Raw genomic sequence first — 12,464 nt, forward strand, 5'->3', positions numbered from 1 at the left:
AACGTTACGACTGCCCGCAGTGCAAGCCTGGGGGCGCGGCACACATGACTGAAATCCGCAACGTTGCTGCCGATGCATCGCGCCTGCGAGTGCGCGTGCTGGTGGTGGCCGCCGTGGTGTTTTTTGCGTTTGGCCTCATCGTGGCGCGGCTGCTGTATTTGCAGGTGGTGCGCCACGAAGATCTGGCCGCCCAGGCCGAGAGCAACCGCACGGCCGTGGTCCCCATCGTGCCCAACCGGGGCTTGATCCTGGACCGCAACGGCGTGACGCTGGCCACCAACTACGCGGCCTACACGCTGGAGATCACCCCCTCGCGCGCAGCCCCGCTGGACGACACCATCGACGCGCTGGCCAAGGTGGTGGACATCCACCAGCGCGACCGGCGGCGCTTCAAGCGCTTGCTGGAAGAGTCGCGCAACTTCGAGTCGCTGCCGATCCGCACCCGCCTGAGCGACGAAGAGGTGGCGCGCTTTGCCGCGCAGCAGTACCGCTTTCCGGGGGTGGAGATCAAGGCGCGCCTGTTCCGCAACTACCCCCTGGGCGAGATCGGCAGCCATGCCATTGGCTACATCGGCCGCATCAACCAGAACGAGAAGCAGCGCATTCAGGACGCGGACGACGAGGCCAACTACCGGGGCACCGAATACATCGGCAAGCTGGGGGTGGAGCAAAGCTTTGAATCCGACCTGCACGGCATCACCGGCGTGGAGCAGATGGAGACATCGGCCGGTGGGCGTGCCGTGCGCAAGCTGGCCAGCCGCCCAGCCACGCCGGGCAAGAGCGTGATGATCTCGCTGGACATCAAGTTGCAGAAGATGGTGGAAGACCTGTTTGGCGACCGCCGTGGCGCCCTGGTGGCCATCGATCCGCGCAACGGCGAAGTGCTGGCCCTGGTGAGCAAGCCCACGTTTGATCCCAACCTCTTCGTCGAAGGCATTGACGTGGAGAACTGGACCGCGCTCAACGAATCCATCGACAAACCCCTGCTCAACCGCGCCCTGCGTGGGCTGTATCCGCCGGGCTCCACCTACAAGCCCTTCATGGCGCTGGCGGCGCTGGAGCTGAACAAGCGCTCGCCCAGCATGATCGTCAATGACCCGGGCTTTTACAACTTCGGTGGCCGCACCTTCCGCAGCCACGAAGGCGGCCTGGGCGCGCTCGACATGCACCGCGCCATCCAGTTCTCCAGCAACACCTATTTCTACTCGCTGGCCGTGGACATGGGCGTGGACACCATCCACGACTTCATGAAGCCCCTGACGTTCGGGCAGTCCACCGGCATTGACCTGAACGGCGAAGTGCGCGGCACCCTGCCCAGCACCGAGTGGAAGCGCAACACCTACAAGCGCCCGGAAATGAAGCGCTGGTTCCCTGGCGAGACGGTGTCGCTGGGTATTGGCCAGGGCTACAACAACTTCACCATGCTGCAGCTGGCGGTGGCCGAGGCCACGCTGGCCAATGGCGGCACGCGCTACGCGCCGCACCTGATCAAGGCCGTCAGAGACACGGTGACGGGCGAGCTGACGCCGGTGCCCCAGCCGCCCGGCACAGACCTGGGCTACAAGCCCAAGAACGTGGAGATCGTGCGCAACGCGCTGGTGGCGGTGAACAAGGGCGGCACGGGCACCCGCGTGTTTGCCGGTGCGCCGTACACCTCGGCCGGCAAAACGGGTACCGCCCAGGCCGTGAGCCTGGGCCAGAACGTCAAATACAACGCCAAGTCGATGGAAGAGCACCAGCGTGACCACTCTCTCTTTGCCGCGTTCGCACCCGCTGAGTCGCCGCAGATCGTGGTGGCCTTGATTGTGGAAAACGCGGGCTTTGGTGCCGCTGCCGCCGGGCCCATTGCGCGGCGCGTGTTTGACTACTGGTTGCAGGGCGAGTACCCCAACGAGGAAGACATCCAGGCCGTGCGCAAGGGCCAGGCTGCTGCGCCGATTGGCAAGCCGCGCCGGGCAGACGAAGTCACCTTGCGCTGAGCCTGAAGCAGGCCGTAGCTGCCTGTGTGCCGTCTCGGCGAGGCAGTTAGTGGCAGTCGCGTTGTGCCAAAGCGATTGCTAACACCTGCTCACAGCATGCGGGCGCTGTTGGCATCACAATCCGGCCGCTTTCGCCATTCGGAGGAGAGCACCCGATTGCTAGCTGCCGGAGAACACCATGCAACGCCAACGCCGCCGGGCCCTGGGAGCCCTTCCTGTTTTGCTGCTCACGGCATGTGGCGGAGGCGGTGGGGGCGATGCTCCGACCAGCCCGACCAGCCCGACCAGCCCGACCAGCCCGACCAGCCCGACCAGCCCCGGCACGCCTTCGGTGCCTCCCTCGGGCGCCACGTACGGCAACCTCTCGCGCGCCAGCCTGGGCGCAGGGGCCGCGCTCAATGGGGCCATTCCGTTTCCTGCCGACAACCCCTGGAACACCGACATCAGTGCCGCCGAGGTTGACCCGAACTCCGAGCGCCTGATCGCCAGCATGGGTGCCGACACGGGCCTGTACCGCGACTTTGGCGCGGGCCTGTGGGAAGGGGCGCCCATCGGCATTCCGTACCGCGTGGTGTCCGGCCAGCAGGCCAAGGTGGCGATCGAGTACCAAGCCTACGGGGACGAAAGCGACCCTGGCCCGTTCCCCATCCCGCTGGACGCGCCGGTTGAAGGCGCGCCGGGGCAGGACGGGGACCGGCATGTGCTGGTGATTGACCGGGACAACCAGCGCCTCTACGAACTGGGACGTGCCTTTGCAAAAAGCGACCGTTGGCAAGCCGATGTAGGGGCCGCGTTCCACCTCGACAGCAACAACGTGCGCCCCAGCGCAAAGACGGGCTGGACCAGTGCCGATGCCGCCGGGCTGCCGATCTTTCCCGGTCTGGTGCGGTACGACGAGGCCTCGCAGGGCGCGGGGGGCATTCGCCACGCCTTGCGCTTCACGGCAGCGCGCACGCGCAAAGCTTTTGTGCCGCCCGCCACGCACTACGCATCCTCCAGCACCGACGCCAACCTGCCGCCCATGGGCATGCGGGTGCGGCTAAAGGCCAGCTACGCCATCCCTGCCACCTTCAGTCCCGAGGCCCAGGCCATCCTCACTGCGCTCAAAACCTACGGCATGCTGCTGGCCGACAACGGCTCGAACTGGTACCTCAGCGGCGCCCCGGATGAGCGCTGGAACAACGACCGCCTGCGCACCGAACTGGCCTCGGTCAAGGGGCGTGATCTGGAGGTGGTGAAGATGACGGGTCTGGTCACGCAGGTGTAGGCACGGGCTGCGCTGCTGTATTTCGTGCGGCGTTGGGCTCTATTTGCTATTGTTTTGGTAGCTGCTAGCGCTTATTCAATAAGCGCTAGAGCCTGTTTTTATCTAAAAATATCACGGCGGCGTACCTGTTCAGGCCGCCTGTGCCTTGCTGGCAGGCTGCAGCTGGCTCACTACCAGGGCGGCCACGATCAGGGCTGCGCCGCCGCTGCCTGTCCAGCCCAGGCTTTCGCCCAGCAGCACCCAGGCCGTCAGTGCCGCAAACACGGGCTCCAGCCCGAAGACGATGGCGCTGCGCATGGCGTCCACCCGCTGCTGGCCCCAGGCCTGCAGCGTCACCACCACCACGCTGGCCAGCAGGCCCAGGTACACCAGGGCAATCCAGGCGGCGTTGTCTAGGCGGGTCAGTTGGGGCAGCCAGTCCATGTGGCCATCGCGGCCCCACAGCAGGGCCGTGGCTGCGGCACACATGACCAAGGCCTGCGCAGCGGCCATGCGCGTGGCGCGCAAGGGGGCCGCGCTGGTGCGGCGCGCGCATTCTTCCAGGGCCAGGATGTACAGCGCATAGAACAGCGTGCTGGCCAGGGTGAGCGTGTCGCCCAGGTTCCAGGGTTCGTTCTCGTGGAACATCAGCGCCATGCCCGCGAACGCCATGGCGCAGGCCGCCCACAGCTGCCAGCCGTAGCGGCGACCCAGTGCCAGCATCGCAATCAGCGGCACCACCAGCACGTTCAGCCCCGTCACAAACGCATTGCGGTTGCTGCTGGTGCGCGCCAGCCCCTCAATTTGCAGCCAGAACGCCAGAAACAGCAGCAGCCCCAGCGCACAGCCCCAGCGCCGCTCATGCCGGTGCATGCCGCGCCACAAAGGCAGCAGCACCACCAGCGCAATCGCAAAGCGCAGCCAGATGATCTGCAGCGCATCGAGCTGTGCAGACAGTAGCTTCATGGCCGGGAAGGTGGTGCCCCACACCACGGTGACGATGAGCAAGGCCATCAGGCCGGAACGTTCGGTGCGCATGGGAAGACCTCTCCAGAACTAAAATCCAAAACAAAACCCGGCCCGCAAACAAAAAGGGCCCCCGGTTGCCCGGCGGCCCTTTGAACAGTTTCATAGGGAGCCTAGGCTGCCAGCCTCAGTGGCTGACCCGGCCCAGAAACGCACGGATGCGGTCGTTGGCCGGGTTGTTGAAAAACTCCTGCGGCGGCGCGTCGTGGGCGATGCGACCCTGGTCGAAGAACATCACGCGGTCAGCCACTTCGCGGGCAAAGCCCATTTCATGGGTGACCACAATCATCGTCATGCCGCCGCGCGCCAGCTCGCGCATCACGTCCAGCACTTCCTTGACCATCTCCGGGTCCAGCGCCGAGGTGGGCTCGTCAAACAGCATCACCTTGGGTTGCATGGCCAGCGCGCGCGCAATGGCCACCCGCTGCTGCTGCCCGCCCGACAGTTGCCAGGGGTACTTGTGCGCATGGTCTTGCATGCCCACGCGGCGCAGCAGCTGCATGGCGTCCTGGTTGGCCTGGGCGCGCGGCGTGCGGCGAATGCGGCGGGGGGCCAGCGTCACGTTGTCCAGCACGCTCATGTGGCCAAACAGGTTGAACTGTTGGAACACCATGCCCACCTCGCAGCGCTGGCGCTGCAAGGTGGTGTGGTCGTCGCACACGTCCACGCCATCGATGGTGATGCGCCCGGCATCGTGGGGCTCCAGCCGGTTGATGGCGCGCAGCAGCGTGCTCTTGCCCGAGCCAGAGGCGCCAATGATCACCGTCACCTCGCCCGTGTGGAACACGGTGGACACTTCCTTGAGCACCTGGTGCGTGCCAAACGACTTGCAAACGCCTTCGGCAACGATGTAGGGCTTGGGGTGGGGTACAGGGTTGAGGCTCATTGGTTGCGCCCTTCCACGTCAAAGCGGTACTCGACCGCGTTGGAGATTTGCGTGACCAGCGTGGTTAGCAGCAAATACGTCACCGCCACCGTGGTCAGCGTGGCAATGGGCTGGAAGGTGGCCGACTGGATGCGGTTGCCCACGTTGGTCAGCTCCACCACGCCAATGGCGTAGGCCAGCGACGAATCTTTGAGCAGCGCCACAAAGTTGCTCACCAGCGGCGGCAGCGAAATCTTGAACGCCTGCGGAAACACCACGTCCAGGAACACGTGCACACGCCCCAGACCCAGCGCCCGGGCGGCTTCGGTCTGGCCGCGCGGCACGGCCAGCAGGCCCGCGCGCAGCGCCTCGGCGTTGTAGGCGCCCACGTTCAGCCCCAGGGCCACCACGGCGGCAGCAAAGTCGGGCAGGTTCAGGCCCGGCACCAGCACCGGCAGGGCAAAGTACACAAACAGAATCTGCACCAGCAGCGGTGTGCCGCGAATCGCCCAGATGTACAGGCTGGCCGCCCAGCGCACGGCCACCCAGCGGGCGGTGCGGGCCAGTGCGGCCACGGTGCCCAGCACCAGGCCCACAGCGCCGCTGATGAGCGTGAGCCACAGCGTGGTGCGGGCGCCCTCAGAGAACGCCTGGGCGTTGGAGCCAATGGGTTCGGGCAGGAAGGAGAGCAGTTCGCCCAGCAGCGACAGGGCCAGCACCATGAGCACCACCGCGGCGACCAGGGTGGCATTGCTGCGCTGCTGGCGCGTCCAGGTTTGCGGCCAAAGGGCAATAAGCATGAATGAAATGACCGGTCGGTCTCAGTTCTGAATCAATCCAGCCGCAGAGGCTGGGGCATCCACGGCGCCAAAGGTGGCGAGTGTGCCAGCAAAAACAAAGGGTGCGCAGAGGGCATGTACCCTCTGTGCACCCTGGGGGCCGCAGGGGGGCGGCCAGCTTGGCCCGCCTCAACCCCTCTCGCCCCTGGCGACGGCAACTCAGTTGCAGCGCACGTCTTCGTTGAAGTACTTCTTGGACACGGCGGCGTAGCTGCCGTCGGCCAGCACTTCGGCAAAGGCCTTGTTCCAGGCATCGGCCAGGCTGGTGTTGCCCAGGGCCATGGCGGGGGCGATGCGCTCGATGAACAGCATGTCGCCCAGCTTGAAGCCGGCCTTGGCGTTCTTTGCCGCGGCTTCCTTGGCCACGAACTTGTCGCTCACCCAGGCGTCCACGCGCTTGGAGATCAGGGCGCGCTGGGCGTCGGTGTCTTGCGGGAAGTTTTTCACTTCCTTCACGCCTGCGAGCTTTTGCACGTTCGTGAGGTAGCTGGTTCCGGTTTGCACGGCCACCACCTTGCCGGTGAGGTCCTTGGCGTTGCGGATCTTTTCATCCATCGCCACGATCATGCCGCCCGAGCAGTAGTGGGGGTTGGCAAACGTCACGGCCTTGGCACGCTCTTCGGTCACGCCGTGCGAGGCGATCACGGCGTCCCAGCGGTTTTGGGCCAGGCCGGTCAGCAGGGCGTCAAAGCCCAGGGTCTTCCACTCCAGCTTCAGGCCCATCTTCTTGACCACCAGCTCGGCCACTTCCACTTCAAAGCCCGTCAGCTGGGTGCCCTTGAAGTAGTTGAAGGGGGCAAACTGGCCCTCGGTGGCCACGATGATCTTGCCGTCTTTTTTGACTTCGTCCAGCGTGCGGGCTTGGGCGGCAAAGGCAGCGCACAGCGCCACGGCGGTAACAACGGTCTTCAACAGTTTCATGGCAAGGTCCTGCTAGGGGTGTTTCAGGTACAAAAAAATCCGGCATGCAGGTAAGCAAGCCGGAGCGGGGGAGACGAGGCATCGCCAAAAGCGATGGGGTGCGTCATCAAATAGAAACAAATTATAGGATGCCCGTGCTTTTTCAGGCCACGCAGGACAACCCTAGTGTTGCGCGGATGGTCAAGGTTTTTTTGACCCTCCTCAAACCCCTTCTAGCAAGCGCGATGCCAGGGCAAATACAGGGCCGCCCTGCTGGCGGCCTCATTGCGCGGAGCTGTGCTCAGCGCAAAAACGCGTCGTAGCCCGTCTTCAGGATCAGGCTGCTCACCACCACGATGAAGATGCCGCGCACAAAACCGGTGCCGTGCTTGAGCGCCATGTGCGTGCCCGCCATGCTGCCCACCACGTTAGCAATGGCCAGTGTGACGGCGTAGTGCCACCACACATGGCCCTTGAAGGCGAACAGCGTGATGGCCGCAATGTTGGTGGCGCAGTTGAGCAGCTTGGCCGAGGCGGACGCGTTCAAAAAGTCATAGCCCAGCAGGCGCACAAACAAAAAGACAAAGAAGCTGCCGGTACCGGGGCCAAAGAAGCCGTCATAAAACCCAATGCCCAGGCCCACCAGGCAGGCCACCCACACCTCGGTGCGGCCCGCAAAGCGCGGGGCGTGGTGGCGGCCCAGGTCTTTTTTGGCCAGCGTGTAGGCCAGCACGGCCAACAGCACCAGGGGCAGCACTTTGCGCAAGAAGTCGGGCGACAGTGCGGTCACCGTCCAGGCCCCGGCAAAGGCGCCTGCAAAGCCCGCACCCGCTGCGGGCAGCAGGGCCCGCCAGCGCATCTCTACCCGGCGGCTGTATTGCCAGGTGGCCATGGCCGTGCCCCAGACCGAGCCGGCCTTGTTGGTGCCAAACAAAGTGGCCGGGGCGGTGCCCGGAAAAGCGGCAAACAGCGCAGGGGTCAGAATCAGGCCGCCCCCACCCACAATCGCGTCGATAAAGCCTGCGAAGAGCGAGGCCAGGGTAATAAAAATCCATTCCATCGCCCGATTTTGGCATGCAGCCTGTTATGGCTGTTATGGTTTTTATAGCGCCTGGGCCTCGTCGGCATGGGTGCTTGAGGAGGACAACCCCCCTGGCCGTGGACCCGCAAGGACAAAAAAAAGCGCTGGGATCGCCAGCGCTTTGAAAATTTTGCGCACCTCGTTGGGTGCTTATCTTGGTAGTTGGTTTACGGGTTGTCTCCTCGGTCCCCTCATCTGGGAACACCTTGGCGCCCCGTTGAGTAACTGCAATGTAACTCCTGCCCTGCGCTGGTGCATTGGGGGTTTCCCGAGGATTGTGCAGTGCATCAAATGGGGGCCAAGAACCTGTTCAAAGAGCTGGCACGCCTTGTGCAAACACCCGCTGCGTCTGCCCCCCTGTGGGGCATATCCGAAGGCAACGGAGGCAGCGACACATGAACCACAGCGAGAAACTCGCCATCGCCGCGCACCTGCATGTGCTGCTGCGGCGCAAGACGGGGCGCGTGACGGACACCGAGTGGATGGCGAGCAACGGCAGCTACGCCCGCGAGATCGTCCGCTTTGCCCGCGAACGCGCCGTGCAAGACCAGGCCCCCGAGCTGGTCGAATGGGCCGACCGCCTGGAGCACTGCATGCAAGACACCCAGGCCGCCGAGCTGCGCCGCAGCGCCCGCGAAGCCGTGGCTGCCCGGACTGCCGAACAGGCGGCGGCCCCCTCAGTGCACACCATGGCCTCGGCGCACCCGCAGGCGCGGCGTTATGTGGGTGGCATTCGCTGATCTGGCGCTGGACTGAACAGCCCGGCCGTGGGCAGGCGGCCCTGTAGCTGCCCGTCGCCGTAGGTGCGTAGCACCTCGGCAATCACCACCTGGTAACCGGCCAGCCAGCGCGCCTGCTCGGCCTTGGCTTCAGAGCCTATTTACGATCTCCCAGGGGTCGCGCAGCGGTCTTTGCGGGATGGGATGCAAGGCGCGGTGCGCAGTGGATAGCTTGGCTATCCACAAGCGCCGCAACGCCGCAGACCGCCCGCAAAAACCGCTGCCCGAAGGGTTGGAGCGAAATCGGGCGATTGAATGCCTCGGCCGCTTGCATGGGCACGAGCCCATGCGGCGCATCCGAGGCATCCACTCATCCCGATTGCGCTCCAACGCGATCCCCTGCGAGATCGTAAACAGGCTCTTGGATGCGCTGGGTGCTGCATCAGCGCCTGTAGCGCCGCCAGAGATTCCCAGTAATACACGTTGGAGAGCAGCCCGTTGCGCGTGTCCTCCCACGACTCTTCGCCCAGGTAGCCGGGCAGGGCGCGGGCAGGGCGCGGGCTGCCGTGGCAATGGCCTCGTCCAGGCGGTGAAAAGCCTCGTCAAACTGGCCCGCCGCAAAAATGAAGGTGGATGTGTACATGCCCGCGATTGTGCGGTGGCTTGTGCGGTTGCAGGTGGCCCGTCGCGCAGCCCGTCACGTCAACTCGTCGCCTCAACTGCCCGCGCGCTGTGCCTCCACCATCCACTGTGCGGCGCGCTCGGCCATCATCAGCGTGGGCGAATTGGTGTTGCCGCTGGTGATGGTGGGCATGGCCCCGGCGTCCACCACGCGCAGGCCGTGCACCACGCCGCCGCGCCCATCGCGCACCCGCATCTGGCTGTCCAGCACCGCCATAGGGTCCAGGTCGTGCCCCATTTTGGTGGTGCCCACGGGGTGGAAGATGGTGGTGGCAATGTCGCCCGCCAGCCGCGCCAGGTCTGCGTCGGTCTGGTACTGCACGCCGGGCTTCCACTCTTCGGGGCGGTACTTGTCCAGCGCGGGCTGGGCGACGATGCGGCGCGTCACGCGCAGGCTGTCGGCGGCCACCTTGCGGTCCTCGGGGGTGCTCAGGTAGTTGGGGGCAATGGCCGGGGCGGCGCGGAAATCAGCGTTCTTGATCTGCACCGTGCCCCGGCTGGTGGGGTTCAAGTTGCACACGCTGGCCGTGAAGGCCGGGAAGCTGTGCAGCGGCTCGCCAAACGCATCCAGCGACAAAGGCTGCACGTGGTACTGGATGTTGGGGTGTACATGCTCTGCGCTGCTGCGGGTGAAGGCGCCCAGTTGCGAGGGCGCCATGCTCATGGGCCCGCTGCGCTTGAGCACATATTCCAGCCCGATCTTGGCCTTGCCCACCAGCGAATTGGCCATGGTGTTGAGCGTGGGCACGCCCTGTACCTTGAAGACCGAGCGGATCTGCAGGTGGTCTTGCAAATTGGCGCCCACGCCGGGCAGGTCCACCGCCACCTCCAGCCCGTGCTGGCGTAGCAGTGCTGCGGGCCCAATGCCCGAGAGCTGCAGCAGCTGCGGCGAGTTGACGGCGCCCGCGCTCAGCACCACCTCGCGGCCAGCGTGGGCCGTCACCATCTGCTGGCCGTCCCACACCTTCACGCCGGTGCAGCGGTGCTGCCCGTCGGGCTGCGTCTCGATGATGAGCTGCGCCGCTTGCGCGCTGGTCCACATCTCAAAGTTGGGCCGCCCGTAGCAGGTGGGCCGCAAAAAGGCCTTGGCCGTGTTCCAGCGCCAGCCGCTTTTCTGGTTCACCTCAAAGTAGCCCACGCCCTCGTTGGTGCCCCGGTTGAAGTCATCGGTGGCGGCAATGCCGGCCTCCTGCGCAGCCTGGGCAAAGGCGTCCAGCACGTCCCAGCGCAGGCGCTGCTTCTCTACCCGCCACTCGCCCGTGCTGCCGGTGGCCTTGTTGCCGTGCAGGCGTTTGAAATTTTCATTCACGCCCTCGGGCTGGTCCAGCCGCCAGTGGTCCTCGTGGCGGCGGAAGAAGGGCAGGGCGTTGTCCCAGCGCCAGCTGTCGTCGCCCGTCAGCTGGGCCCATTGGTCGTAGTCGCGGGCCTGGCCGCGCATGTAGATCATGCCGTTGATGCTGCTGCAGCCGCCCAGTGTCTTGCCACGCGGGTAGCGCAGGGTGCGGCCGTTCAGGCCCGCGTCGGGCTCGGTGTGGTACAGCCAGTCGGTGCGCGGGTTGCCAATGCAATACAGGTAGCCCACGGGGATGTGGATCCAGTGGTAGTCGTCCTTGCGGCCCGCCTCCACCAGCAGCACGCGGTGGCGGCCGTCTGCGCTCAGTCGGTTGCACAGCAGGGCACCCGCAGTGCCGCCGCCAATGATGATGTAGTCAAACTGGGTGTCGCTCATGGATAGGGAAATGGCGGAGATGGAACGGATGGGTTACCCGCCCCATTGTGCTGAGCGCCCGTTGCCTGTCGATGGGGTAAATGCCTGTTGCTATCAAATAAATAGCTGCTTGCGCTTATCAATCAAGCGCTAGAGGGCATTTTGATAAAAATTGCATGCACGGGCCGCAAGAATGTGCCAAGGGGTTGCGCCCGGCTCCGCTACCATGCCTGACTCTGTCGTTTACCCCCATTGCCCTGCCCGGTGGCTTGTGCCGCCCTCCCACATGACCACTGACAGCGCCGCCCCCTGCATCGTCCGCACCGACACGCCCGAGGGGCCGTGCGCGCAGCCGCAGGGCCGCTGGGGTGCGGCCGAGCTGGGCACCCGCTCGCAGTGGAAGCTGCTGCGCCGCCAGCTGCAAGACAACGCGCCTGCCGCCGCCCTGGGCTGGGACCTGCGCGCCCTGCAGTGGCTGGACCATGTCGGCGCGCAGCTGCTGTGGAACCACTGGGGCCGTGCCTGGCCCGCGCGTCTGGCGCTGACGGACGTGCAGCGCACCCTGCTCGAACGCGTGGCCCAGCTCACCATTGCCAACCCACCCGCCCCAGCGCCCTGGCGCCTGTTTGACCAGGTGGACCACCTGGGCGTGCTGGTGCTGCACGGGCTGGACCACGCCCGCCATGTGGTGCAGATGGTGGGCCAACTGGTGCTGGACCTGCTGCGCCTGGCCCGCAACCCCCGGCGCGGCCCCTGGCGCGATGTGTCGGGCCACCTGTACCGCATGGGCGCCACGGCGCTGCCCATCACCGCGCTGGTGGGCTTTTTGATTGGCGTGGTGCTGGCCTACCTGATGAGCCTGCAGCTGCGCCAGTTCGGGGCCGAATCGTTCATCGTCAACATCCTGGGCATCTCGCTCATCCGCGAGCTGGGGCCCATGCTGGCGGCCATTTTGGTGGCGGGGCGCTCGGGCTCGTCCATCACCGCGCAGATTGGCGTGATGCGCGTGACCGAAGAACTGGACGCCATGCGCGTCATGGGCATCCCGCACGGCTTTCGGCTCGTTATGCCCCGCACCATCGCCCTGGCGCTGGCCATGCCGCTCATCAGCGTGTGGACCACGCTGGCCGCGCTGGCCGGGGGCATGCTGGCGGCCGACATCACGCTGGGCATTTCTTCGTCGTACTTTGTGCAGGCCCTGCCTGCGGCTGTGAAGGTGGGCAACCTCACGCTGGCCATGGCCAAATCGGTGGTGTTCGGGGGGCTCATCGCCCTCATCGGCTGCCACTGGGGCCTGCGCGTCAAGCCCAACACCCAAAGCCTGGGCGAAGGCACCACCGCTTCGGTCGTCACCTCCATCACCATGGTCATCATCGTCGATGCGCTCTTTGCCGTCGCCTTCCGCAACGTGGGGATCTGA

The 12,464-nt window shown here is 65.5% G+C and carries 10 protein-coding genes and 1 pseudogene; 4 read left to right on the top strand and 7 right to left on the bottom strand.

Going from position 1 to position 12,464, the window contains the following annotated elements:
- Positions 1-44: 44 nt before the first annotated feature.
- Positions 45-1,979, top strand: a complete 1,935-nt coding sequence (gene mrdA / locus CLU86_RS19480; protein WP_099742789.1) for a penicillin-binding protein 2 — start codon at positions 45-47, stop codon at positions 1,977-1,979.
- A 178-nt stretch (positions 1,980-2,157) separates the two neighbouring features.
- Positions 2,158-3,246 (top strand): hypothetical protein, encoded by a 1,089-nt coding sequence (locus tag CLU86_RS23165; RefSeq protein ID WP_143226751.1) that lies wholly within the window; start codon positions 2,158-2,160, stop codon positions 3,244-3,246.
- A 129-nt stretch (positions 3,247-3,375) separates the two neighbouring features.
- Here the strand turns inward: CLU86_RS23165 and CLU86_RS19495 are convergent, their stop codons facing one another.
- From CLU86_RS19495 to CLU86_RS19515, 5 genes are all read right to left on the bottom strand, one after another.
- Positions 3,376-4,263, bottom strand: a complete 888-nt coding sequence (locus CLU86_RS19495; RefSeq protein ID WP_099742792.1) for a DMT family transporter — start codon at positions 4,261-4,263, stop codon at positions 3,376-3,378.
- A 115-nt stretch (positions 4,264-4,378) separates the two neighbouring features.
- Positions 4,379-5,137 (bottom strand): amino acid ABC transporter ATP-binding protein, encoded by a 759-nt coding sequence (locus CLU86_RS19500; RefSeq protein WP_099742793.1) that lies wholly within the window; start codon positions 5,135-5,137, stop codon positions 4,379-4,381.
- Positions 5,134-5,916, bottom strand: coding sequence for an amino acid ABC transporter permease (locus CLU86_RS19505; RefSeq protein WP_099657542.1), 783 nt, complete (start codon positions 5,914-5,916; stop codon positions 5,134-5,136). Before CLU86_RS19505 ends, CLU86_RS19500 begins: the two co-directional genes overlap by 4 nt.
- 198 nt (positions 5,917-6,114) lie before the next feature.
- Positions 6,115-6,876, bottom strand: coding sequence for an ABC transporter substrate-binding protein (locus CLU86_RS19510; RefSeq protein ID WP_099657543.1), 762 nt, complete (start codon positions 6,874-6,876; stop codon positions 6,115-6,117).
- A 280-nt stretch (positions 6,877-7,156) separates the two neighbouring features.
- Positions 7,157-7,915, bottom strand: a complete 759-nt coding sequence (locus CLU86_RS19515) for a TSUP family transporter (protein ID WP_099657544.1) — start codon at positions 7,913-7,915, stop codon at positions 7,157-7,159.
- A gap of 416 nt (positions 7,916-8,331) precedes the next feature.
- Between CLU86_RS19515 and CLU86_RS19520 the strand changes: the two genes are divergently transcribed.
- Positions 8,332-8,676 carry a hypothetical protein gene (locus CLU86_RS19520; RefSeq protein WP_099742794.1) on the top strand — a complete coding sequence of 115 codons (345 nt, stop codon included), beginning with the start codon at positions 8,332-8,334 and terminating at the stop codon, positions 8,674-8,676.
- 215 nt (positions 8,677-8,891) lie between these two features.
- Here CLU86_RS19520 and CLU86_RS23340 read toward each other — a convergent pair.
- A pseudogene (locus tag CLU86_RS23340) lies at positions 8,892-9,298 on the bottom strand (antibiotic biosynthesis monooxygenase).
- A 72-nt stretch (positions 9,299-9,370) separates the two neighbouring features.
- Positions 9,371-11,065 carry a GMC family oxidoreductase gene (locus tag CLU86_RS19535; protein WP_099742795.1) on the bottom strand — a complete coding sequence of 565 codons (1,695 nt, stop codon included), beginning with the start codon at positions 11,063-11,065 and terminating at the stop codon, positions 9,371-9,373.
- A 265-nt stretch (positions 11,066-11,330) separates the two neighbouring features.
- On the opposite strand from CLU86_RS19535, the gene CLU86_RS19540 reads away from it, so the two are divergent.
- A complete protein-coding gene (locus tag CLU86_RS19540) occupies positions 11,331-12,464 on the top strand; it encodes an ABC transporter permease (protein ID WP_099657548.1) in 1,134 nt (377 codons plus the stop codon).

This window comes from Acidovorax sp. 62 (assembly GCF_002754495.1).
Taxonomy (GTDB): Bacteria; Pseudomonadota; Gammaproteobacteria; order Burkholderiales; family Burkholderiaceae_C; genus Acidovorax.

Coding starts and splice junctions, on each gene's coding strand:
- CLU86_RS19495 (WP_099742792.1), bottom strand. CDS start 4,263: ATGCGCACCGAACGTTCCGGCCTGATGGCCTTGCTCATCGTCACCGTG.
- CLU86_RS23165 (WP_143226751.1), top strand. CDS start 2,158: ATGCAACGCCAACGCCGCCGGGCCCTGGGAGCCCTTCCTGTTTTGCTG.
- mrdA (WP_099742789.1), top strand. CDS start 45: ATGACTGAAATCCGCAACGTTGCTGCCGATGCATCGCGCCTGCGAGTG.
- CLU86_RS19515 (WP_099657544.1), bottom strand. CDS start 7,915: ATGGAATGGATTTTTATTACCCTGGCCTCGCTCTTCGCAGGCTTTATC.
- CLU86_RS19505 (WP_099657542.1), bottom strand. CDS start 5,916: ATGCTTATTGCCCTTTGGCCGCAAACCTGGACGCGCCAGCAGCGCAGC.
- CLU86_RS19535 (WP_099742795.1), bottom strand. CDS start 11,065: ATGAGCGACACCCAGTTTGACTACATCATCATTGGCGGCGGCACTGCG.
- CLU86_RS19520 (WP_099742794.1), top strand. CDS start 8,332: ATGAACCACAGCGAGAAACTCGCCATCGCCGCGCACCTGCATGTGCTG.
- CLU86_RS19540 (WP_099657548.1), top strand. CDS start 11,331: ATGACCACTGACAGCGCCGCCCCCTGCATCGTCCGCACCGACACGCCC.
- CLU86_RS19500 (WP_099742793.1), bottom strand. CDS start 5,137: ATGAGCCTCAACCCTGTACCCCACCCCAAGCCCTACATCGTTGCCGAA.
- CLU86_RS19510 (WP_099657543.1), bottom strand. CDS start 6,876: ATGAAACTGTTGAAGACCGTTGTTACCGCCGTGGCGCTGTGCGCTGCC.